Annotated in this window: 22 protein-coding genes and 1 tRNA gene; 16 read left to right on the top strand and 7 right to left on the bottom strand. The window is 70.0% G+C overall.

Features of this window, described 5'->3' with window-relative positions; all coding sequences use genetic code 11:
* Positions 1–2: 2 nt before the first annotated feature.
* Entirely contained in the window at positions 3–995 is a 993-nt protein-coding gene (gene galE / locus AC3IF1_RS26555) for a UDP-glucose 4-epimerase GalE (protein WP_489220022.1), read from the bottom strand.
* Between the two features lie 234 nt (positions 996–1,229).
* Here galE and galU point away from each other — a divergent pair, with 234 nt between their 5' ends.
* Positions 1,230–2,099 (top strand): UTP--glucose-1-phosphate uridylyltransferase GalU, encoded by an 870-nt coding sequence (gene galU / locus AC3IF1_RS26550; RefSeq protein WP_243965023.1) that lies wholly within the window; start codon positions 1,230–1,232, stop codon positions 2,097–2,099.
* Between the two features lie 276 nt (positions 2,100–2,375).
* Here the strand turns inward: galU and AC3IF1_RS26545 are convergent, their stop codons facing one another.
* Positions 2,376–3,278: an N-formylglutamate amidohydrolase gene (locus AC3IF1_RS26545; protein WP_489220021.1), complete on the bottom strand. Its 903-nt coding sequence runs from the start codon at positions 3,276–3,278 to the stop codon at positions 2,376–2,378.
* Positions 3,279–3,484: 206 nt separating this feature from the next.
* Here AC3IF1_RS26545 and cpdR point away from each other — a divergent pair, with 206 nt between their 5' ends.
* From cpdR to AC3IF1_RS26525, 4 genes are all read left to right on the top strand, one after another.
* Positions 3,485–3,841, top strand: a complete 357-nt coding sequence (cpdR, locus tag AC3IF1_RS26540; RefSeq protein WP_003603128.1) for a cell cycle two-component system response regulator CpdR — start codon at positions 3,485–3,487, stop codon at positions 3,839–3,841.
* 120 nt (positions 3,842–3,961) lie between these two features.
* Entirely contained in the window at positions 3,962–4,231 is a 270-nt protein-coding gene (gene grxC, locus AC3IF1_RS26535; protein WP_243965026.1) for a glutaredoxin 3, read from the top strand.
* The gene (locus tag AC3IF1_RS26530; protein ID WP_489220020.1) at positions 4,224–5,081 is read left to right on the top strand and encodes a carbon-nitrogen hydrolase family protein; all 858 of its coding nucleotides are present in this window, start codon (positions 4,224–4,226) and stop codon (positions 5,079–5,081) included. The genes grxC and AC3IF1_RS26530 overlap by 8 nt, the downstream gene beginning before the upstream one ends.
* Before the next feature lie 20 nt (positions 5,082–5,101).
* Entirely contained in the window at positions 5,102–5,554 is a 453-nt protein-coding gene (locus AC3IF1_RS26525) for a DUF1178 family protein (RefSeq protein ID WP_489220019.1), read from the top strand.
* Between the two features lie 66 nt (positions 5,555–5,620).
* Here the strand turns inward: AC3IF1_RS26525 and AC3IF1_RS26520 are convergent, their stop codons facing one another.
* Positions 5,621–6,109, bottom strand: coding sequence for a disulfide bond formation protein B (locus tag AC3IF1_RS26520; protein WP_489220018.1), 489 nt, complete (start codon positions 6,107–6,109; stop codon positions 5,621–5,623).
* Between the two features lie 2 nt (positions 6,110–6,111).
* Positions 6,112–6,693 carry a YqaA family protein gene (locus AC3IF1_RS26515; protein WP_243965033.1) on the bottom strand — a complete coding sequence of 194 codons (582 nt, stop codon included), beginning with the start codon at positions 6,691–6,693 and terminating at the stop codon, positions 6,112–6,114.
* 126 nt (positions 6,694–6,819) lie between these two features.
* Between AC3IF1_RS26515 and AC3IF1_RS26510 the strand changes: the two genes are divergently transcribed.
* The 4 genes from AC3IF1_RS26510 to AC3IF1_RS26495 all read left to right on the top strand — a co-directional run bounded on the left by AC3IF1_RS26510 (position 6,820) and on the right by AC3IF1_RS26495 (position 9,248).
* A tRNA-Leu gene (locus AC3IF1_RS26510) sits at positions 6,820–6,904 on the top strand.
* A 140-nt stretch (positions 6,905–7,044) separates the two neighbouring features.
* A complete protein-coding gene (locus AC3IF1_RS26505) occupies positions 7,045–7,986 on the top strand; it encodes an NAD(P)/FAD-dependent oxidoreductase (protein ID WP_489220017.1) in 942 nt (313 codons plus the stop codon).
* Positions 7,983–8,927 (top strand): histone deacetylase family protein, encoded by a 945-nt coding sequence (locus tag AC3IF1_RS26500; protein WP_489220016.1) that lies wholly within the window; start codon positions 7,983–7,985, stop codon positions 8,925–8,927. The genes AC3IF1_RS26505 and AC3IF1_RS26500 overlap by 4 nt, the downstream gene beginning before the upstream one ends.
* A 147-nt stretch (positions 8,928–9,074) precedes the next feature.
* Positions 9,075–9,248 carry a hypothetical protein gene (locus AC3IF1_RS26495; protein ID WP_489220015.1) on the top strand — a complete coding sequence of 58 codons (174 nt, stop codon included), beginning with the start codon at positions 9,075–9,077 and terminating at the stop codon, positions 9,246–9,248.
* A 27-nt stretch (positions 9,249–9,275) separates the two neighbouring features.
* On the opposite strand, the gene AC3IF1_RS26490 is transcribed toward AC3IF1_RS26495, so the two are convergent.
* From AC3IF1_RS26490 to AC3IF1_RS26480, 3 genes are all read right to left on the bottom strand, one after another.
* Entirely contained in the window at positions 9,276–10,424 is a 1,149-nt protein-coding gene (locus tag AC3IF1_RS26490) for an alanine racemase (RefSeq protein ID WP_489220014.1), read from the bottom strand.
* Positions 10,425–10,720: 296 nt separating this feature from the next.
* Positions 10,721–11,356, bottom strand: a complete 636-nt coding sequence (locus AC3IF1_RS26485; RefSeq protein ID WP_489220013.1) for a 2-dehydro-3-deoxy-6-phosphogalactonate aldolase — start codon at positions 11,354–11,356, stop codon at positions 10,721–10,723.
* Positions 11,353–12,231, bottom strand: coding sequence for a 2-dehydro-3-deoxygalactonokinase (locus AC3IF1_RS26480; protein WP_489220012.1), 879 nt, complete (start codon positions 12,229–12,231; stop codon positions 11,353–11,355). The genes AC3IF1_RS26485 and AC3IF1_RS26480 overlap by 4 nt, the downstream gene beginning before the upstream one ends.
* A 197-nt stretch (positions 12,232–12,428) precedes the next feature.
* Between AC3IF1_RS26480 and AC3IF1_RS26475 the strand changes: the two genes are divergently transcribed.
* The 7 genes from AC3IF1_RS26475 (at position 12,429) to mutL (ending at position 19,634) form a co-directional block, all read left to right on the top strand.
* The gene (locus AC3IF1_RS26475) at positions 12,429–13,187 is read left to right on the top strand and encodes an ABC transporter ATP-binding protein (RefSeq protein ID WP_243965048.1); all 759 of its coding nucleotides are present in this window, start codon (positions 12,429–12,431) and stop codon (positions 13,185–13,187) included.
* Positions 13,180–13,923 carry an ABC transporter ATP-binding protein gene (locus AC3IF1_RS26470; RefSeq protein WP_489220011.1) on the top strand — a complete coding sequence of 248 codons (744 nt, stop codon included), beginning with the start codon at positions 13,180–13,182 and terminating at the stop codon, positions 13,921–13,923. Before AC3IF1_RS26475 ends, AC3IF1_RS26470 begins: the two co-directional genes overlap by 8 nt.
* Before the next feature lie 95 nt (positions 13,924–14,018).
* Positions 14,019–15,236, top strand: coding sequence for an ABC transporter substrate-binding protein (locus tag AC3IF1_RS26465; protein ID WP_489220010.1), 1,218 nt, complete (start codon positions 14,019–14,021; stop codon positions 15,234–15,236).
* A 28-nt stretch (positions 15,237–15,264) separates the two neighbouring features.
* Entirely contained in the window at positions 15,265–16,152 is an 888-nt protein-coding gene (locus AC3IF1_RS26460; RefSeq protein WP_243965487.1) for a branched-chain amino acid ABC transporter permease, read from the top strand.
* Between the two features lie 21 nt (positions 16,153–16,173).
* The gene (locus AC3IF1_RS26455; protein ID WP_489220009.1) at positions 16,174–17,160 is read left to right on the top strand and encodes a branched-chain amino acid ABC transporter permease; all 987 of its coding nucleotides are present in this window, start codon (positions 16,174–16,176) and stop codon (positions 17,158–17,160) included.
* A 73-nt stretch (positions 17,161–17,233) separates the two neighbouring features.
* The gene (locus tag AC3IF1_RS26450; RefSeq protein WP_243965498.1) at positions 17,234–17,584 is read left to right on the top strand and encodes a hypothetical protein; all 351 of its coding nucleotides are present in this window, start codon (positions 17,234–17,236) and stop codon (positions 17,582–17,584) included.
* Positions 17,585–17,672: 88 nt separating this feature from the next.
* Entirely contained in the window at positions 17,673–19,634 is a 1,962-nt protein-coding gene (gene mutL, locus AC3IF1_RS26445; RefSeq protein ID WP_489220008.1) for a DNA mismatch repair endonuclease MutL, read from the top strand.
* The last annotated feature ends 1 nt before the right edge of the window (position 19,635 follow it).

Raw genomic sequence — 19,635 nt, 5'->3', positions numbered from 1 at the left:
GGTCAGATCCGGTTGCGCTTCGACAGACGATCCTCCCAGGCGAGCGCCTGCGCCACGATCGTGTCGAGGTCGTCGTGGCGGGGCTGCCAGCCCAGCCGCGCGCGGATCTGCCCGGCCTCGGCCACGATCTGCGCCGGATCGCCGGCGCGGCGGGGACAGAGCCGCACCGGAAATTCGCGGCCGGACTGCCGCTTCACCACCGCGATCACGTCGAGCACCGAGTAGCCGCGCCCGTAGCCGCAATTCAGCGTCAGGCTCTCGCCCCCCGACCGCAGGTGGTCGAGTGCCACCCGGTGCGCCTCGGCGAGGTCCGAGACCTGGATGTAATCGCGCAGGCATGAGCCGTCCGGCGTCGGGTAATCGGTCCCGTAGACGTCGAGCCGCTCGCGCTGGCCCAGGGCCGCCTGCGTCGCGACCTTGATCAGGTGCGTGGCGTTCGGTGTCGACTGGCCGGACCGGCCGCCCGGATCGGCACCGGCAACGTTGAAATAGCGCAGGATCACGTAGGAGAAGCCGTGGGCCGCCGCCGCGTCGGCGATCATCCACTCGCTCATGAGCTTCGAGCGGCCGTAGGGGTTGATCGGCCTGAGCGGAAGGTCCTCGGGGACGGGTACGATCTCCGGCTCACCGTAGACGGCCGCCGTGGAGGAGAAGATCACGTGCCGCACGCCCGCCCGGACCGCGGCCTCGATCAGGGCGCGGGTCTTCACGGTATTGGCGAGATAATAGCCGAGGGGGTCCGCGACGGATTCGGGCACCACGATCTTGGCGGCGAAATGGGCGAGGGCGTCGATCCGGTGCTGCAGGATCGTCTGGGTGACGAGGGCCTGATCGGCGACGTCGCCCTGCACGAGCTTGACGCCCTCCGGAACCGCCCAGTCGAAGCCGGTGGAGAGATCGTCCAGAACGACGACCTCCTCGTGGCCGGCGTCGAGCAGGGCCAGAACCATGTGGCTGCCGATGTAGCCGGCGCCGCCCGTTACAAGGACCGCCATGTCATCCCCCCAAAAGCCGTCGCCAGTAAGCCTGCTTACGTGGTTGCAGACGGTATATTTACGGCAGGCTAACCCATACTATCCACATCGAGCCCTTGCGACGCGCCGCGTTAGCCTGTCTCACTGGCGCACCGGCCACCGGCGTGGGTGGCGGGCTCGGCGCGGAGCGCGTCGAACCTGTCACTGTGAAGCGTCGACCACGTCGTTCCATTCTGTCCTTGGGGTTACCGATCGATGAAACCGATCCGCAAGGCCGTCCTGCCCGTCGCGGGCCTGGGCACGCGCTTCCTGCCTGCGACCAAGGCAGTCCCGAAGGAGATGCTCACCGTCGTGGACCGGCCGGTGGTGCAGCACGTCGTCGACGAGGCAAGGGAAGCCGGCATCGAGCATTTCGTGTTCGTGACCGGACGCGGCAAGGCGGTCATCGAGGACCATTTCGACATCGCGTTCGAATTGGATCACACCCTGCAGGAACGTGGCAAGACAGCCGCTTATGAGGAGTTGAAGAAGGATCTGCCCCGGGCTGGGCAGACGAGCTTCACCCGCCAGCAGGCACCCCTCGGGCTCGGCCACGCGGTGTGGTGCGCCCGGGAGATCATCGGCGACGAGCCTTTCGCCGTTCTGCTTCCGGACATGCTGAGCCGCGGCTGCATGCAGCAGATGCTGGCGACCTACGAGCGCCACGGCGGCAATGTCATCGCGGTCGAGGAGGTGGCACCCGAGGAGACCCATCAGTACGGGATCGTGAGCGTCGGCGAGACCTACGGCCAGTCGTTCCAGATCACCGGCATGGTGGAGAAGCCCAAACAGGGCACGGCGCCCTCGAACTTCATCATCTCCGGCCGCTACATCCTGCAGCCCGAAATCTTCGGGATCCTGGAGCACGGCAAGAAAGGCGCGGGCGGCGAGATCCAGCTGACCGATGCCATGATCGACCTGATGGAGACCCAGGATTTCTTCGGCCTGCACTACGAGGGGCGGACCTACGACACCGGCTCGAAGCTCGGCTTCCTTACCGCGAACCTCGCCTATGCGCTGGAGCGCAAGGATCTGGCGGGGCCGCTGAAGGCCGAGATCGCCAAGCTCCTCAAGGAGCACGGTTGAGCGGGGCACCGCCCCTGAGAAATTGCGGCTGATCGCTCCGGCCACGGTTCCCCGAGAGGACCGCTCGTTGACTGCCATGCAGCTATGCGTCGGATGCGGCAGCCGCCGCGATTTAGCCCTTGCGTCTTGTGCGGCGCACTTTATTTTGTGCGTTGCGGGATCGCGATGGCGTCGCGGTTTCGCAGCCCTTCTTGGGCGTTTCCTCCCTAGACTTCGGGCCGCTCCTTCGGGAGTGGCCTTTTTTGTTTTGGGGACCGCGGGTTCGCGGGATCGTCTCTATTCGGCGGCCATCCGGCGCGACGCGAGATCACCCAGTCCGGTCGCGACTTCGCCGATCACGGCGCGCAGCGCGTCCACAAGTCCGGGAAACCCGGAATGCATCGCGAGGCTCGTCTCGTTCATGTAGAGCGCGCGATTGACCTCGATCTGGAGGGCGTGGCGTCCGAGGTTCGGCTCGCCGTAATGCTCGGTGATGAAGCCGCCCGCGTACGGCTTGTTGCGCACCACGTTGAAGCCGCGTGCCCGGAAGGCGCTGTCGAACCCGTCGATCAGCGCGGGGGCGCAGGCGGTCCCGAACCGGTCGCCGAGCACGACATCGGCCTTCATCTCCGTATCGCGCCCCAGGCTCGATGACGGCATGGAATGGCAGTCGATGAGCACACAATGGCCATGGCGCTGGGTGGTGCGCTGGATGAGGCCGCGCAGGATCCGGTGATACGGCTTGTACAGGCCCTCGATCCGCGCGGTCGCCTCCTCCACCGGCAACCTCCGGGCGTAGATCTCCTGTCCGTCGGCGACGACGCGCGGAACCGTCCCGAGCCCTCCGGCGACGCGCATCGAACGCGTGTTGGCGAAGGCCGGCAGCCGCCCGTCGAACATGCGCGGGTCGAGCTCGAACGGCTCGCGGTTCACGTCCAGGAACGCCCGGGGAAAGTTCGCCCGCAGCAGCGGCGCGCCGAGCTCGACCACGGGCGCGAACAGGCGCTCGACATGCGCGTCCTCCGACCGGCGCAGGGTCAGGGCATCGAGACGCGACGCGGCGATGAAATGCGGGGGGTAGACGGACCCGGAATGACCGGTATTGAACACGAACGGCAGGGTGTGCGCCGCGGGTTCGTCGACCGCATAGGGCGGGGCGAATCCGAAGGCGTCTGGCTTTACCGATTCGGGAGCGCTCATCGATGCGTGGACAACCCGGCGACGGAACAGGCACGGCAAGCGCGCAGTGTGGTGTGCGTTCGCCCGCCTGTCCACTGCGCGGCGGCGGTCGACGGTGCCGTTCGGGGGATTCCGAACGCACCCTGCGGCGATGATCCTAACACCTTGTTTACCATCGCCTCCCTTTATGGGATCAACACCCTGACACGAAGGCGCGGATCCGGCCGATGAAAATCCTGCTGGCGGAAGACGACAACGACATGCGCCGGTTCCTCGCCAAGGCGCTCCAGAACGCGGGCTACGACGTCCTGTCCTTCGACAACGGCCTCTCTGCGTATAATCGCCTGCGCGAGGAGCCCTTCGAGCTCCTGCTGACCGACATCGTGATGCCCGAGATGGACGGGATCGAGCTGGCGCGGCGCGCCACCGAACTCGACCCCGATATCAAGGTGATGTTCATCACCGGCTTCGCGGCGGTCGCGCTCAACCCGGATTCCAAAGCGCCGAAGGATGCGAAGGTCCTCTCGAAGCCGTTCCACCTGCGCGATCTGGTCAACGAGGTCGAGAAGCTGCTCGCCGCCTGAGCGCCTTCGCGTCGACCCGGGTTCCGGTGGTTACAGGTAAGCCTGTGACCCCGCGGGCATAGGCAATTCGCTCTTCGCGCCCCAATATGGTGGGGGATCACGCGCGGAACGTCGAAGGCCATGCAGCCGGTCACCATCTACACCACGGCGTGGTGCCCCTATTGTTCGGCGGCCAAGAGCCTGCTGAAGGAGAAGGGTGCCGCCTTCCAGGAGATCGACGTCGAGCGCGTGCAGGGCTCCCGCGCCGCCATGGTCGAGAAGGCGGGCGGCCGCACCAGCGTTCCGCAAATCTTCGTGGGTGCCACGCATGTTGGCGGCTGCGACGACCTCTACGCGCTGGAACGGGCCGGCACGCTCGACCGCCTCCTGAAAGACACCGCCGATGCCTGAGGCCTGCTTCACGGCCGCCTGCGTGCAGATGCGTTCGGGTCGGGACCCGGCCGCGAACCGCGACGCGGCCGTGGCGGGCGTGCGCGCGGCGGCGGCCCGGGGGGCCGCCTACGTGCAGACCCCCGAGATGACCTCGCTGGTGGAGCGCAACCGGGAGCGGCTGTTCGCGCATGTCACCACGGAGGACCGCGATCCGACGCTCGCAGCCCTGCGCGAGGCCGCCCGGGAGACCGGCACGGTGGTGCAGGTCGGGTCCATCGCGGTGCGGGCGGGCGACCGGATCGCCAATCGGGCGTACCTGATCGACGCCGATGGCGGGATCCTGGCTGCCTACGACAAGCTCCACCTGTTCGATGTCGATTTGCCGAGCGGCGAACGCTGGCGGGAATCGGCGACCTATACCGGCGGTACCTGTGCTGTGGTCGCCGCCACGCCCCTGGCCGCGATCGGCCTGACGATCTGCTACGATATCCGCTTCCCCGGCCTGTACCGGGCGCTCGCCGAGGCCGGCGCCGAGGTGCTGACCGCACCGGCCTGCTTCACCCGTCAAACCGGTGCGGCTCATTGGCACATCCTGCAAAGGGCGCGGGCGATCGAGACCGGGGCCTTCGTGATCTCGGCGGCACAGGGCGGCGTCCACGAGGACGGACGCGAGTCCTTCGGCCATTCGCTGATCGTCGATCCCTGGGGCCGGGTCTTAGCCGATGCCGGCGGCGACGAACCCGGGATCGTCCTGGCCGAGATCGACCGGGCTCAGGTGGCAGACGCCCGGGCCCGGATCCCGTCCCTGCAGCACGGACGCACCTTCACCGTCGAACGGATCGGCCGTCCGGTCGTGCCGGCACAATAGGCACCGCGAAAAGCGACAGTATGATCCGGTACAGTCTCGTCTGCGAGGCGGGGCACGGCTTCGAGAGCTGGTTCCCGTCCTCCGATTCCTACGACACGCAGGTTGCCCGCGGGCTCGTGTCCTGCCCAGTCTGCGACAGCGCCTCGGTCAGCAAGGCCTTGATGGTGCCGAGCATTGCGCGCAGTGACCGCGGCGCCTCCGTGCCCCCGGCGCCGGTCGTCGAGGCGCCGACGACCCTGATCGCCGAACCCGAACGGCAGGTGCGGGCGATGTTGCGGGCCCTGCGGGAGCAGGTCGTGGCGAGTTCCGAGCATGTCGGCACGCGCTTCCCCGAGGAGGCGCGCCGGATCCATTACGGTGAGGCGGAGGGCCGCTCGATCTACGGAGAGGCGAGCCCCGCCGAGGCGCGCGCCCTCATCGACGAGGGGATCGAGGTGGCCGCACTCCCGATCCTGCCGGACGACCGCAACTAGGCGATCATCCCGACCAGGGGCCTTCAGCGGGAGGCGCGGCGCCGGGGCCGGCCGCCCCGCAGCGGGTCAGGGTCGCGCCGCGGCCGTTCCGGCCAGCGAGGCCAGCGCGAAGGCCACGAGGGCGTTCCAGCCGGCCAATGAGAGCCCGAACACGCGCAGGGCGGCCACCGAGCAATCCACCACCTTGGTCGATTGCAGGGCATTGAGAAAATCCCCGACCTGACCCGGATTGGCCCCCGTGCCGCCCCCGCAATCGGTCGGTCCGGGCCAGAAGCCCCATTCCGCGCCCGCGTGATAGACGCCGATCCCGGCCCCGTAGAGCAGGCCGAGGGCCGCGAGCCCGAGGGCGATCCGGGCAAGCCGCTCCGGCACGAACAGGGCGATCACGCCCAGCGGCAGGGCCGCGTAGTAGGGCAGGCGCTCCGTGAGGCAGAGCTTGCACGGGGCGTAGCCGTATCCGTACTGCATCACCAGCGCGGCACAGAGCGTCAGGGCGGAGAGGATCGCCAGCCACAGGCCGGCGGTCTTGAGACGAAGCGCAGCGGCCGTATTCATCGCTACAAGATCACCTTGAACAGCAGGAAACCGAGGACGACCAGCGCCACGGAGATCGCCACCACGACGTTGAGGTGCCGGTCGAGGACGCCGCGGATCTGGACCCCGTAACGCCCGAGCAGACCGGCCAGGATGAAGAACCGGGCGCCCCGGGTGATGATCGACAGCACTGTGAACCAGAACAGGCTGTAATGGGCGAAGCCCGACGTGATCGTGACGAGCTTGTAGGGAATTGGCGTCAGTCCCTTCAGCAGGATCACCCAGTGGCCGTACCGGGCATAGGATTCCTGGAAGGTCGCCGCCGAGTTCTGCAATCCGTAGAGGCGGATCAGCCATTCCCCGACCGAGTCGAACAGAAGTGCCCCGATCGCGTAGCCGACGAGGCCGCCGAGGACCGAGGCGACGGTCGCGATGGTGGCGTAGAGCCAGACCCGGTCCGGGCGGCTCACCGCCATCGGCACCAGCATCGCGTCCGGCGGCACGGGGAAGAACGAACTTTCCGCGAAGGCCACGGCGCCGAGCGCGTAGGGCGCGGAGGGCCTGACACTGAGGGCCAGGATCCACGCGTAGAGCCGGCGGAGCATTCGGTGTCCCGGATCGAGGTATCGGCCGCCCTTTGAGCATAGGCGCTGCGGCTTGGCCAGATCGCGGCGACGCGCGAAAAATACGCTTGGCCGCCGCCGCCGACCTGTGCGAAGAGCGCCGGGCAGGCGGGTATGGCGGAACTGGTAGACGCGGGCGACTCAAAATCGCCAGCCGCAAGGCGTGGGGGTTCGATTCCCTCTACCCGCACCAAAGCCGCGGCCCGCGCCGGCATCGATCACCGCGCCCGTGACAACCATTAAGGGCAGACGGTCGCGCTGACGCCGGCCTGGGCCATCCCTATCTTGGCCGAGATGCGGCTCTGCGGGCCGCTCCTCGAACAGGGCGATGCCGTGAGTGAGCCTCGGAGCGTGGCGATCCTGGGCGCCGGCATGGCGGGCGCGGCGGCGGCACGCGGCCTCGCGGAGGCCGGGCTGAGCGTCGCAGTGTTCGACAAGGGGCGCGCGGTCGGAGGCCGGATGGCGACCCGGCGGTGCGGGTCGCTACAGTTCGACCACGGGGCCCAGTTCATGCGGGCCCACGGGGCCGCCTTCGCGGCGCGGCTGGCGGAGTGGGAGCAACGGGGAATCGTCGCGCCCTGGGCGGGTGCCGCGCGCTGGGTCGGAATCCCCGATATGACCGCTCCGGTCCGCGCGCTCCTGGCGGGGCTTCCCGTAGCGAGCGGCGTCACCATCACGCGGGTCCGCCGGACCGGAGCCGGCTGGCACCTCGACACCGCCACGGGGACGACCCACGGCCCGTTCGACGCCGTCGCGCTCACCTGTCCCGCGCCGCAGGTGAAGGCCCTGCTCGACGCGTCCGGCTTCGCGCTGCCAAACATTGAGGCCGCGACCTACGCACCGTGCTGGTCGCTGATGGTCGCGAACCCGGGCGCGGCATCCGAGGCGCTGATCGAACCCCGGGAAGATCCGGTCGGTCTGATCGCCCTCGACGCGTCGAAGCCGGGCCGGCCCGGGGGGCTGCGCCTCACGATCCACGCGACGGCGGCCTGGTCGCGGGTCCACCTCGAGGAGCCGCACGAGACGATCGTCGCGGCGCTGCTCGCCGGCGCGGAGCGCGACCTCGGCATCGTCCTGCATCCGACCCATGCGGAGGCCCATCGCTGGCGCTACGCGCAGGTGGACCATCCCCTGGGGGTGCCGAGCCTGTACGATCCGGCCCTGCGGCTCGGCGCGGCCGGCGACTGGTGCCTCGGGGGGCGAATCGAGGCCGCCTACGACAGCGGCGCGGCGCTCGCCGGTTCCATCCTGGCCGATCTCGGCACGGCCGCATGATTCCGCCGATCGCGTTCCATCCCGCCTACGAGGCGAGCCTGCCCGCCGGCCATCGCTTTCCGATGCGGAAATACGGTTTGCTCGCCGAAACGCTGATCGCCCGGGGCCTCGCGCCGCTCGGCTTCGTCACGCCGGAACCGGCCTCCGCCGATATCCTCGTCCGTGCCCACGACCCCGCCTATGTGGAGGCGGTCCTGACCGGCACCGTGAGCCGTGAGGTCGAGCGGGCGATCGGCCTGCCCATCGACGCCGCGGTGGTCCGGCGCTCGCGCAGCTCCGTGGGCGGGACCCTGCTGGCGGCGCGCCTCGCCCTCGCCGAGGGTCTCGCCGGAAGTGCCGCCGGCGGCAGCCACCATGCCCGCCGCGAGCAGGGGGCGGGCTTCTGCGTGCTGAATGACGTCGCGGTGGCGGCGCGCACGCTCCAGGCCGAGGGGCTGGTGCGGCGCGCTCTGGTCGTCGACCTCGACGTCCATCAGGGCGACGGCACCGCGGATTGCCTCGCCCTGTGTCCGGACCTGTTCACGCTCTCGATCCACTGCGAGAACAATTACCCCTCTCGGAAGATCGCCGGCGATCTCGATATCGGCCTCCCGGACCGGCTGGGGGATGAGGGCTACCTCGACGTGCTGCGCGCGCGCCTGCCGCACCTGCTCGACGCGCTCGCGCCGGACATCGTGTTCTACAACGCCGGCGTCGATCCGCACCGGGACGACCGTCTGGGCCGGCTCTGCCTCACGGATGCGGGCCTGTTCGCGCGGGACCGCTTCGTCGTGGCGCAGGCCCGTACCCGTGGGATCCCGCTCGTGGCGGTGATCGGCGGCGGATACGCCACCGACGTGGACGCCCTGGCGCAGCGGCACAGCCTGGTCTTCGAGGCGCTGGCCGCGGAGGCCGCGACGGAGCCGGCACCCGCCCCGGCCCGGGGCGGTACCGGCGGATGATGCACCGCCGCATCAGGGTCCGTCGAATGGAGCCGATGCGGCGGCCTGGTAAGGTTTGCGCAAGCCCCACGTCCCAGGTTTCGAGGCGCGCGGATGTCTCCTGCGAGGCGTCCGCGACTCGTATCCTGTCGCCGTTGAGGTTGAGCCATGCTGGCGCGGGTCTGGGATATCGTGAAGGCGACGCTGGCGGTGGCGGCCCTGATCGCCGCGGCACTCGTCTCGGCCGACAAGCTCGACCGGCAGCGGGCGCAGCCGATCGTCGGCGTGGCGGCGGGCGATCCCGTGGCCACGGGTGCGATCACGCCGGCCCTGCGCCCTTGAGCGGCAGGTCCCGATTCGGACCGCGGCTCACCAGCCGTTGATGCGCGGCCAGACCGCGCCCGTCAGATGGCCGCCCGCGATCTCGTGGTAACGATCATGCTGGGCGCCGGTGGCGCAGGCGTGGTTCGGCAGGATGCGCAGGCGCGCGCCGACCGGCAGGTCGGGCAGGGCGGCCGCAGAGCCCGTCCGGACGGCCAGGATGCCGTGCTCCTGGTTGGCATCCCGGACGATCAGGTCTGGATAGGGGCGGCCGGCGCGGTCGCAGGCGACGCCGTAGCCCTGGTCGACCGCCTGCCGGGCCGTGCCCCGGTCCCGCGACAGCGCCATCCAGCCGGCATCGGTGATGATCCAGCCCTTCTCCCGCTGGTGTCCGATCACCGTCGTCAGGACGGTGAGGGCGATGTCGTCCACCGCGCAGGAGCCGACGCCGGCCTGGAACAGGTCGCCGATCATGAAGACGCCGGCGCGGACCTCCGTGATGCCGTCCAGTCGATGCGCATAGCGCGCGGTCGGCGTGGAGCCGACGCTGACCACCGGGCAGGGCAGGCCGGCGTCCCGCAGCATCGCGGCCGCCGTCACCGCGGCCGTGCGCTCGGCCTCCGCGGCCGCCCGCAGCGCACCCGGGTCGCTCAGCCCGTAGCTGTCGCCCGCGTGCAGCAGCACCCCGCGCAGGCTGGCGCCCTCGGCGAGGACGCGTCCGATCGCGACGAGCCGCGCGGAATCCTGCGGCGTCACCCCGGAGCGATGTCCGTCTGCGTCGACTTCGATCAGCACCGGCAGCCGGTCCCCATTGCGGCGGCTCCAGTCCGCCACGGCCTGCGCCTGCTCCACCGAATCGAGGATGATCGCCAGATCGGTCTGCCACGCCCGGCGGATCCCCCCGACGCGCTCCAGCTTCTGCGGAGCGATCCCCACCGCGTAGATCAGATCTCGGACGCCGCCCTCGGCGAAGTATTCCGCCTCGCGCAGGGTCGAGACCGTCGCGGGACCGGCCTCGGACGCCATGGCGATCTGGGCCACGTCGCGGGATTTGGCGGTCTTGAGATGCGGGCGCAGGACCACGCCGAGCCCGTCGAGCCGCGCGCGCATGGCGGCCACGTTGGCCTTCAGCCGGTCGCTATCCAGCAGAAGGCAGGGGGTCTCCAGGGTGTCGAGCCCACCGCTCTTCTCTACCATCGGCCCGCTCCTGCCTGTCCGCGATGCTTCACGCTTCGCAAGGGGATTATCGTCCGTTCCGCGGAAGGGACAGCCAAGGGCGCCGCCTCGCCCGCAGAGGCTTGCGGATTCACGCATCCCTGCCGGATGCGGGCAACGGTCGGGCCCACACGCGTCTCCCTCCCCCACACAGGGGGAAGGGAGGGCGCGCGGCAGTTCTGGACAGCCATACCCGTCGGCTGAGCGATGAATCAAACGGTCACGGTGCGCGCCCAGCGTCCTGAGGGCGTATAGCTGCTCCGCGGATGGAAACGCCGCTACCCGGCCCTCCGCAGGGCATCCACGAAGGCCGCCGCGTCGCGCGCGATATCGGCCGCATCCTTGCCGGGGCGATAGAGATTCGAGCCGAGACCGAAGCCGTCGGCGCTGGCTGCGCGCCAGCCGGCGATCCCGTCCGGCGTGACGCCGCCGACGGCGAGCACCCGCGTCCCGGAGGGAAGCACGGCCCGGTGCGCCCTCAGCGCTGCCGGCGAGGCGACGTCCGCCGGGAACAGCTTGAGCGCGGTCGCGCCGGCGGCAAGCGCCGCGAAGGCTTCGGTGGGCGTCTGGTAGCCGGGCAGGGAGACGAGCCCGAGGGCGCGGGTCGCGCCGATCACGGTTGCATCCGTGTTGGGCGAGACCACGAGGCTCCCGCCCGCGGCGCCGATTGCCGCGACCTGCGCCGGGTCCAGCACGGTGCCGGCCCCCACGAGGGCGCGCCCGGAGAGGCGCTCGGCGAGGATCGCGATGCTGCGCAGGGGATCCGGGGAGTTGAGCGGCACCTCGATCAGGGTGAACCCGGCCCCCACGAGGGCCTCGCCCACCGCCGGCGCCTCCCCGGGCGTCAGCCCGCGCAGGATCGCCACCAGCGGGCAGGCCGCGAAGGCCGCCTCGAATCGGTTGAGGATGGTCATGCGCTCAGGCTCCAGATGGCGTGGATGCCGGCCGTGATCGAACCCTCCGGCACGATGACGGGGGTCCCGCCCATCTCGGTCACCGCGACCGCGTAGAGGGCGCTCAAGCGACCGCCGCCCAGCAGATGGACGGGACGGCGCCCCAGATCGTCCCGGGTCGCCACATCCGCCCCGATCAGCACGCCGCTGGCGTAGGCGGCGGCCTCGGACCGGGGAAGCCGGTCGAGGAGTAGGCCGGCCCGGACCTCGAACAGGGTTGCGGCGAGGTTGGAGGACGCGATCCCGCGACGCAGCCCGCGCCGGAACGGGGCGCCGTCCGAGACCACCCCGTCGAGAAGGCCCGCCATGATGCCGTGGGACCGAAGCAGCGCGAAGAACTCGCCGGTCATCACCGTGGTGAAGGTCGTGATCGCGCCGTCGACGGTCTCGACCCATTTGTTGTGCGTGCCGGGCTGGCAGAACAGCGCCGTCGGCGGCGCCCCACCCACTCGGATCGCCCCGAGAACCTGGATCTCCTCGCCGCGCATCACGTCGGGCCTCCGGCCGTCCCGCAGGGCAACGCCGGGCACGATGCGCACGCCCGGCGCGACGTCCCGGCAGGCGTCGGCGAGGCGCTCCAGGGTGGCGGGGGCATCGACATAGGGGGCCTCGCACCAGCCCCGGCTCGACCCCACCATCCCGGCCGCGATGACCGGCCCGGCGCCGAAGCGCGCGCGCAGGGCGGCGATCTCGGCCGGATAATCCTCCGGGCCGAGGGCGAGGACACCGCGGTCATCCTGCGCCGACGCGATCACCGCGCCGTCGGACGCCATCGCGTAGGCGCGCCGGTTGGTCGTGCCCCAATCAACGGCGATATAGGCCGCGCGATCGACCATGCTTCCCCCCGGCGGCGAATTTGTCTGAGTTAAGTCGAAGCCTATGGGCGGTCAAGCGCGGGCGGATCCGGAGGCCGGCGGTGAAGAACGGATATCACCGGCCGGGGATTGTCCCGTCGCGCCGAGCGTTTGCGATGGACGGAAGCCGGGCGGTTCGGCGATATGGCGGCAAGAATCGAAAATCGGGAGGGAAGCGCTTGGCACGGGACGTGATCCTGGCGACCGATGGCCTGACGATGGAATTCCGCGGGTTCCGGGCCGTCAACGGCGTCGCGCTGCAGGTCGAGCGCGGGACGATTCACGCGCTCATCGGGCCGAATGGGGCCGGCAAGACCACGTGCTTCAACCTGCTGACCAAGTTCCTCATCCCGACCGCCGGCACGATCCGCTACAAGGACCGCGACATCACCGGCATGAAGGCCGCCGATGTCGCCCGGCTCGGCCTCGTCCGCTCGTTCCAGATCTCGGCGGTCTTTCCCCACCTGACCGTGACGGAGAATGTCCGCATCGCCCTGCAGCGCCGCCGGCGCGGCGATTCCTTCGACTTCTGGCGGCCGGAGAAGGTGCTGCGGGCGCTCGACGGCGAGGCGCTGGCCCTGGTCGAGGCCGTGGGCCTCTCGGACTTCGCCGACGTGCTGGCGGTGGAACTCTCCTACGGCCGCAAGCGGGCCCTGGAGATCGCCACGACGCTCGCCCTCGATCCGGAGATGCTGCTCCTCGACGAGCCCATGGCCGGCATGGGCCACGAGGACGTGGACCGGACGGCCCAGCTGATCCGCCGGGTCTCCAAGGACCGGACCATCCTGATGGTGGAACACAACCTGTCGGTGGTGGCGTCCCTGTCGGACCGGATCACCGTCCTGGCCCGCGGCCAGGTTCTGGCCGAGGGCGATTACGCCACTGTGTCGAAGGATCCGCGCGTGATCGAAGCCTATATCGGGGCGGGACATGCCTAAGACGGCGCTGAAGACACCCGCGCCGGCCGCGGCGACGGACACCCTCCTCACCGTCCGCGGGCTGGAGGGCTGGTACGGCGAGAGCCACGTGCTCCACGGCATCGATCTCGACGTCCGGGTGGGCGAGGTGATCACGCTGCTCGGCCGCAACGGCGCCGGCAAGACCACGACGCTCCGGGCGATCATCGGAATCCTCGGCAAGCGCGCGGGCTCGATCGTCTATGACGGCGTCGAGACCATCCGGATGGCGTCCCGCAACATCGCCCGGCTCGGCCTCGGCTACGTCCCGGAGGAGCGCGGCATCTTCGCGAGCCTCACGGTCCACGAGAACCTGATGCTGCCGCCCCGGGTGAAGCCGGGCGGCATGACGGTGGCCGAGATCCACACCCTGTTCCCGAACCTGAAGGAGCGCGCCGGCAGCCAGGGCACGAAGCTGTCCGGCGGCGAGCAGCAGATGCTGGCGATCGGGCGCATCCTGCGCACCGGCGCCAAGCTGATCCTGCTGGACGAGCCCACGGAGGGTCTCGCGCCGGTCATCATCCAGCAGATCGGCCGGACCATCCAGCATTTGAAAGCCCAGGGCTACACGATCGTGCTGGTGGAGCAGAACTTCCGGTTCGCTCAGACCCTGGCGGACCGTCATTTCGTGATCGAGCAGGGCCGGGTCATCGACATGATCCCCAATGCCGAACTTGACGCCAATATCGACAAGCTTCACGCCTATCTGGGCGTCTGAAGCCTGCAAGCAAAACCGTGGAGGCGCCGGCCTGCGGCGCTCCGAATACACGGCCGACACAGAAGCGTGCCGCGCCGCAGGAGGATGAGAACGCCATGTTCGGACGTATCGCCCGGCCCGTGAGCCTCGCCGCCCTCGCCGGTGCCCTGACGTTGGGGAGCGCCGCCGCCCAGACGCCGGTGAAGATCGGCATCCTCGGCGACCGCTCGGGCGCCTATTCGGACATCAGCGGCGAGGGCTCGGTCGTGGCGGCGAAGCTCGCCGTCGAGGACTTCAAGCCGGAGCAGCACGGGCTCAAGGTCGAGATCGTCTCGGCCGACCACCAGAACAAGCCGGATGTCGGCGCGGGCATCGCCCGGCAATGGTACGACCGCGACGGCGTCGACATGATCACCGACGGGGTGACCTCCTCGGTGGCGCTGGCGATCAGCCAGGTCACCAAGGAGAAGAACAAGGTCTTCATCGACACCGGCGCCGGCACCGCCGACCTAACCGGCCCGCAATGCACGCCGAACACGATCCACTGGGTCTACGACACGGTGGCGCTCGCCAACGGCACCGGCGGCGCCATGGTCAAGCGCGGCGGCAGCACGTGGTTCTTCCTCACCGCCGACTACGTCTTCGGCCAGACGCTCCAGCGCGACACCAGCGCGGTGGTCACGAAAAGTGGCGGCAAGGTCGTCGGCTCGGTGAAGACGCCGTTCCCGACCTCGGATTTCTCGTCGTTCCTGCTCCAGGCCCAGGGCTCAGGCGCCAAGGTGATCGGCTTGGCCAATGCCGGCACCGACACGATCAACTCGATCAAGCAGGCCGGCGAGTTCGGCATCACCGAGGGCGGGCAGGCTCTGGCCGGCCTCCTGGTGTTCTCCTCCGACGTGCACTCGCTCGGCACCAAGGTCGCGCAGGGGCTGGTGCTCACCGAGCCGTTCTACTGGGACCTCAACGACCGGACCCGCGCCTTCTCCGACCGCTTCGCCAAGCAGATGAAGGGCGGCTCGAAGCCCACCGCCAACCATGCCGGCGTCTACTCGGACGTGCTCCATTACTTGAAGGCGGTGGCCGAGCTGAAGTCGACCGCCGACGGCGCCGCCACGGTCGCCAAGATGAAGGCGATGCCCACCGACGATCCGCTGTTCGGCAAGGGCGTCGTCCGGGCGGACGGGCGCAAGATCCACGACATGTACCTGTTCGAGGTCAAGAAGCCCGCCGAGTCCAAGGGCGAGTGGGACCTCTACAAGACGCTCGAGACCATCCCCGGCGATCAGGTCTTCCGTCCGCTCAACGAGGGCAACTGCCCCCTCGTGAAGGGTTGAGGCACGGTCGCGGCGCGGAGGGGAGCCCATGACGACGATCTTCGGCGTTCCGATGCAGGCCCTGTTCGGGCAATTGCTCCTCGGCCTGATCAACGGCTCGTTCTACGCGATCCTGTCGCTGGGGCTGGCGATCATCTTCGGGCTCCTGAACATCATCAACTTCGCCCACGGCGCGCTCTACATGATGGGCGCGTTCGTGGCCTGGATGCTGCTCACCTACGTGGGCTTGGGCTACTGGTGGGCGCTGGGGTTGGCGCCCCTGGTGGTGGGTGCCTTCGGCATCGTTCTGGAGCGCGTGCTGATCGCCCGGCTCTACAAGCTCGACCACCTCTACGGCCTGCTCCTGACCTTCGGCCTCGCGCTGATCATCCAGGGCCTGTTCCGCAACCAGTACGGCGTCTCGGGCCTCCCCTACGCGATCCCGCCCGAACTCTCGGGCGGCCAGCGCCTGCCGTTCATGTTCCTGCCGAACTACCGGGCCTGGGTGGTCGTCGCCTCGCTCACCGTCTGCATCGCCACTTGGCTCGTCATCGAGAAGACCAAGCTCGGCGCCTATCTCCGCGCCGCCACCGAGAACCCGACCCTGGTCCAGGCCTTCGGGGTGAACGTGCCGCTGTTCCTGACCCTGACCTACGGGTTTGGCGTCGCCCTTGCCGGTTTCGCCGGGGTGCTCGCGGCACCGATCTACTCGGTCAATCCGAACATGGGCGCCGACATCATCATCGTGGTCTTCGCCGTGGTGGTGATCGGCGGCATGGGCTCGATCATCGGCTCGGTGATCACCGGCTTCGCCCTCGGTCTGGTCGAGGGGCTGACCAAGGTATTCTATCCGGAGGCGTCGGCCACCGTGATCTTCGTGATCATGGTGCTGGTGCTGCTCGTCAAACCCGCCGGCCTGTTCGGGCGCACGGCCTGACCGCGAACCGAGGCTCCACCCATGGCCGACACCGCCGCCATCGACGCCCCCCCGATCGCCGCCGCGCTGCCGGTGCGCCGGGACGACAAGGCGCTCCATCGCCTGATCTTCGTGGGCATCGCCCTGCTGCTGATCGCGGCGCCGATGCTGCTGTATCCGGTCTACCTGATGAAGGTGCTGTGCTTCGCGCTGTTCGCGCTGGCCTTCAACCTGCTGCTTGGCTACGGCGGCCTGCTCTCCTTCGGCCACGCCGCCTATTTCGGCATGGCGAGCTATCTCTGCGCCTATACGGCCAAGAGCCTCGGCTTCACGCCGGAATTGGCGATCCTGTCGGGCACCGCCACGGCGGCGCTGCTCGGGCTCGTCTTCGGTTCGCTGGCGATCCGGCGGCAGGGCATCTACTTCTCGATGATCACCCTGGCGCTCGCCCAGATGGCGTTCTTCTTCGCGCTCCAGGCGAAGTTCACCGGCGGCGAGGACGGCATCCAGGCGGTGCCCCGGGGCAATCTGTTCGGAATGATCAGCCTCGCGGACGACCGGGCGATGTACGGCCTCGTCTGCGTGATCTTCATGGCCGGGATGCTGCTGATCTACCGCATCGTCCACTCGCCCTTCGGGCAGGTGCTGAAGGCGATCCGCGACAACGAGCCGAGGGCGATCTCCCTGGGTTATCGGGCCAGCCAGTACAAGCTCGCGGTGTTCGTGCTCTCGGCGACGCTGGCGGGGCTCGCGGGCTCCACCAAGGCGATCGTCTTCCAGCTCGCGTCGCTGACCGACATCCACTGGTCGATGTCGGGGGAGGTGGTGCTGATGACCCTGGTGGGCGGCATGGGCACGGTGTTCGGGCCGATCGTCGGCGCGTTGGTGATCGTCACCATGGAGACCTACCTCGCCCAGTTCGGCGCCTGGGTGACGATCATCCAGGGCTGCGTGTTCGTGCTCTGCGTCCTGCTGTTCCGGGAGGGGATCGTCGGCCTGATTGCCCGGGTCGCGCGCAGGCCGCTCTGACGATGCCCGTGGTGACGGTTCATTAACCAAGAACGGCACAACCTGCAGTTCCAAAGCTGTCAGGTTCGCCATCATGAAGGCCCGCTCCCTGAGCATCGACGATCCGGCACTCGATTGCCCGATCCCGCCTGAGACGGTCGGACGCCTGATCAAGGCGGATCCGGACGGCGCCGCCTCCCTCCTGGACGGTATCCCCGAGGCGACCCGGGCCCGTCTGGCGGTCTGGCTCTACGGCCGCAGCCACACGCACGAGATCGGCGTCCGGGTGGCGGCGACCTGCGACGGGGCGACCCTGCGCCGGGCGGCCGGCATCGTCGGCAACGCTCTCTACGACCTGTCCCGGCGCCCCTACGCGGCGCCGAGCCACGGGACGCGGGCCGGCACGGGCCGCATCACCCTGGGCGGGGCGCAAAGGCGCGCCTGAGCGCCGCCGTCGCGGATCGGGGCTGCCACGCGTCGAACGTGGGCAGCCGCCTTCCGGGACGATGCACCAGGGTCTATCCTCGCGGCCGATGTCCACCCCCGCACCCTCTGTCCGACGCCTCGACCCCGTGCTCGTCGACCGCATCGCGGCGGGCGAGGTGGTGGAGCGCCCGGCCTCGGCCGTGAAGGAGCTGGTCGAGAACGCCATCGACGCCGGCGCCCGGGCCATCGAGGTCACCGTGGAGGCGGGGGGCCGCCGGCTGATCCGGGTGGTCGACGACGGCCGCGGCATGAGCCCGGACGACCTCGAACTCGCCGTCGAGCGCCACGCCACCTCCAAGCTCCCCGGCGGCGATCTCACGGCGATCGACACGCTGGGCTTCCGCGGCGAGGCGCTGCCGTCGATCGGCGCGGTGTCGCGGCTGACCCTCGTCACCCGGACCCCGGAGGCCGAGGCGGGGGCGAGCCTGACCGTGGCGGCGGGCCTCAAGGGTCCGGTCCGCCCGGCGCCGGCGCAACGCGGCACGCGGATCGAGGTGACCGAGCTGTTCGCCGCGACCCCGGCCCGGCTGAAATTCCTGAAATCCGACCGGGCCGAGAACGCCGCCATCGCCGAGAGTTTGCGGCGGCTCGCCGTGACGCAGCCCGGCATCCGCTTCACCCTCCGGGCCGATGCCGGCCAGCCCCTGGTGCTGCCGGCCGAGACCGGGCCGGAGGCGGAGCTGCGCCGCCTCGCCGCCGTGCTGGGGCCCGATTTCGCCGCCAACGCCCTGCCGGTCTCGCTGGCCCGGGAGGGTTTTTCGGTGACCGGCCATGTCGGCCTGCCGACCTATCACCGGGGAGCGGCCAACCACATCCACCTCGCGGTCAACGGCCGCCCGGTCCGCGACCGGCTGCTCTTCGGGGCGGTGCGCGGCGCCTACGCCGACACCCTGGCGTCCGATCGCCACCCGGTGCTCGGCCTCGCCATCCTGTGCGATCCCGAGCATGTCGACGTGAATGTCCACCCGGCCAAGACCGAGGTCCGCTTCCGCGAGCCGGGCCTCGTGCGGGCCCTCTTGGTAAGCGCGATCCACGACGCCCTGCGCCGCGGCGGTGTCCGCTCGGCCACGACCGGCGCGGCCCGGACCCTCGACGCCCTGCGCCCGGCCGGTCCGGGCCTGGCGATCCATACGGGCGCAGCCGTGCCGAGCCTGTTCCAGCCGTCGCGTCCGAGCCCCTTCGCGGTCGGCGCACCCTCGGTGGCGGCGCCGCCGGGCTACCGGCGGTCGGATTCCTGGAGGCCGGCGCCGGTTCCGGACGCGGCGGCCTTCGACCCGATGGGGGAGGGTGGCTTCGGCGAGGCGGCCCAGGCCGTGTTCGAGCGGCCCGGATCGAGGTCCGACGCGGCGGCCCCGCCGCAGGCGGATGTCCGCCCCCTCGCCGAGGCTGCCGAGGCGCTCGACCATCCGCTCGGCGCGGCGCGGGCGCAGATCCACGAGACCTACATCCTCGCCCAGACCCGCGACGGCCTCGTGATCGTCGATCAGCACGCCGCCCACGAGCGCCTCGTCTACGAGCGGATGAAGGCCGAGCGCGCCGCTGGCGGCATCGCCCGCCAGGGCCTGCTCATCCCCGACGTGGTCGAGATGAGCCCGGACGAGGCCGACCGGCTGGTCGCCGCCGCGCCCGACCTCGACCGGCTCGGCCTCGCCGTCGAGGCGTTCGGGCCCGGCGCCGTGCTGGTGCGCGAGGTGCCGGCCGCGCTCGTCGGCGCCTCGGTGCGCGATCTCGTGACCGACATCCTCGACGCCCTCGCAGCGAGCGGCGACGAGGAGGGGGGCGCCCCCGCCGCGGAGGGCGGCCCGCTGGGGCGCCGCCTCGACGCGGTCCTGTCGCGGATGAGCTGCCACGGCTCGGTCCGCGCTGGCCGCCGCATGCGGCCCGAGGAGATGAACGCGCTCCTGCGCGCCATGGAGGCGACGCCGAATTCCGGCCAGTGCAACCACGGCCGCCCGACCTCGATCGAATTGAAACTCTCCGACATCGAGCGCTTGTTCGGCCGCCGGTGAC

Source organism: Methylobacterium sp. E-012, assembly GCF_057836545.1.
The sequence above is the reverse complement of the archived record's forward strand: the minus strand, read 5'-3'. Positions and strand labels throughout refer to the sequence as shown.

What these genes read in the sequence shown, in the direction of transcription:
- AC3IF1_RS26455 (WP_489220009.1), top strand. Translation starts at nt 16,174, where the DNA reads ATGGCCGACACCGCCGCCATCGACGCCCCCCCGATCGCCGCCGCGCTG.
- cpdR (WP_003603128.1), top strand. Translation starts at nt 3,485, where the DNA reads ATGAAAATCCTGCTGGCGGAAGACGACAACGACATGCGCCGGTTCCTC.
- AC3IF1_RS26525 (WP_489220019.1), top strand. Translation starts at nt 5,102, where the DNA reads ATGATCCGGTACAGTCTCGTCTGCGAGGCGGGGCACGGCTTCGAGAGC.
- AC3IF1_RS26485 (WP_489220013.1), bottom strand. Translation starts at nt 11,356, where the DNA reads ATGACCATCCTCAACCGATTCGAGGCGGCCTTCGCGGCCTGCCCGCTG.
- AC3IF1_RS26465 (WP_489220010.1), top strand. Translation starts at nt 14,019, where the DNA reads ATGTTCGGACGTATCGCCCGGCCCGTGAGCCTCGCCGCCCTCGCCGGT.
- AC3IF1_RS26495 (WP_489220015.1), top strand. Translation starts at nt 9,075, where the DNA reads ATGCTGGCGCGGGTCTGGGATATCGTGAAGGCGACGCTGGCGGTGGCG.
- AC3IF1_RS26450 (WP_243965498.1), top strand. Translation starts at nt 17,234, where the DNA reads ATGAAGGCCCGCTCCCTGAGCATCGACGATCCGGCACTCGATTGCCCG.
- galU (WP_243965023.1), top strand. Translation starts at nt 1,230, where the DNA reads ATGAAACCGATCCGCAAGGCCGTCCTGCCCGTCGCGGGCCTGGGCACG.
- galE (WP_489220022.1), bottom strand. Translation starts at nt 995, where the DNA reads ATGGCGGTCCTTGTAACGGGCGGCGCCGGCTACATCGGCAGCCACATG.
- AC3IF1_RS26490 (WP_489220014.1), bottom strand. Translation starts at nt 10,424, where the DNA reads ATGGTAGAGAAGAGCGGTGGGCTCGACACCCTGGAGACCCCCTGCCTT.
- AC3IF1_RS26515 (WP_243965033.1), bottom strand. Translation starts at nt 6,693, where the DNA reads ATGCTCCGCCGGCTCTACGCGTGGATCCTGGCCCTCAGTGTCAGGCCC.
- AC3IF1_RS26500 (WP_489220016.1), top strand. Translation starts at nt 7,983, where the DNA reads ATGATTCCGCCGATCGCGTTCCATCCCGCCTACGAGGCGAGCCTGCCC.
- AC3IF1_RS26460 (WP_243965487.1), top strand. Translation starts at nt 15,265, where the DNA reads ATGACGACGATCTTCGGCGTTCCGATGCAGGCCCTGTTCGGGCAATTG.
- AC3IF1_RS26520 (WP_489220018.1), bottom strand. Translation starts at nt 6,109, where the DNA reads ATGAATACGGCCGCTGCGCTTCGTCTCAAGACCGCCGGCCTGTGGCTG.
- AC3IF1_RS26480 (WP_489220012.1), bottom strand. Translation starts at nt 12,231, where the DNA reads ATGGTCGATCGCGCGGCCTATATCGCCGTTGATTGGGGCACGACCAAC.
- AC3IF1_RS26530 (WP_489220020.1), top strand. Translation starts at nt 4,224, where the DNA reads ATGCCTGAGGCCTGCTTCACGGCCGCCTGCGTGCAGATGCGTTCGGGT.
- AC3IF1_RS26545 (WP_489220021.1), bottom strand. Translation starts at nt 3,278, where the DNA reads ATGAGCGCTCCCGAATCGGTAAAGCCAGACGCCTTCGGATTCGCCCCG.
- grxC (WP_243965026.1), top strand. Translation starts at nt 3,962, where the DNA reads ATGCAGCCGGTCACCATCTACACCACGGCGTGGTGCCCCTATTGTTCG.
- AC3IF1_RS26470 (WP_489220011.1), top strand. Translation starts at nt 13,180, where the DNA reads ATGCCTAAGACGGCGCTGAAGACACCCGCGCCGGCCGCGGCGACGGAC.
- mutL (WP_489220008.1), top strand. Translation starts at nt 17,673, where the DNA reads ATGTCCACCCCCGCACCCTCTGTCCGACGCCTCGACCCCGTGCTCGTC.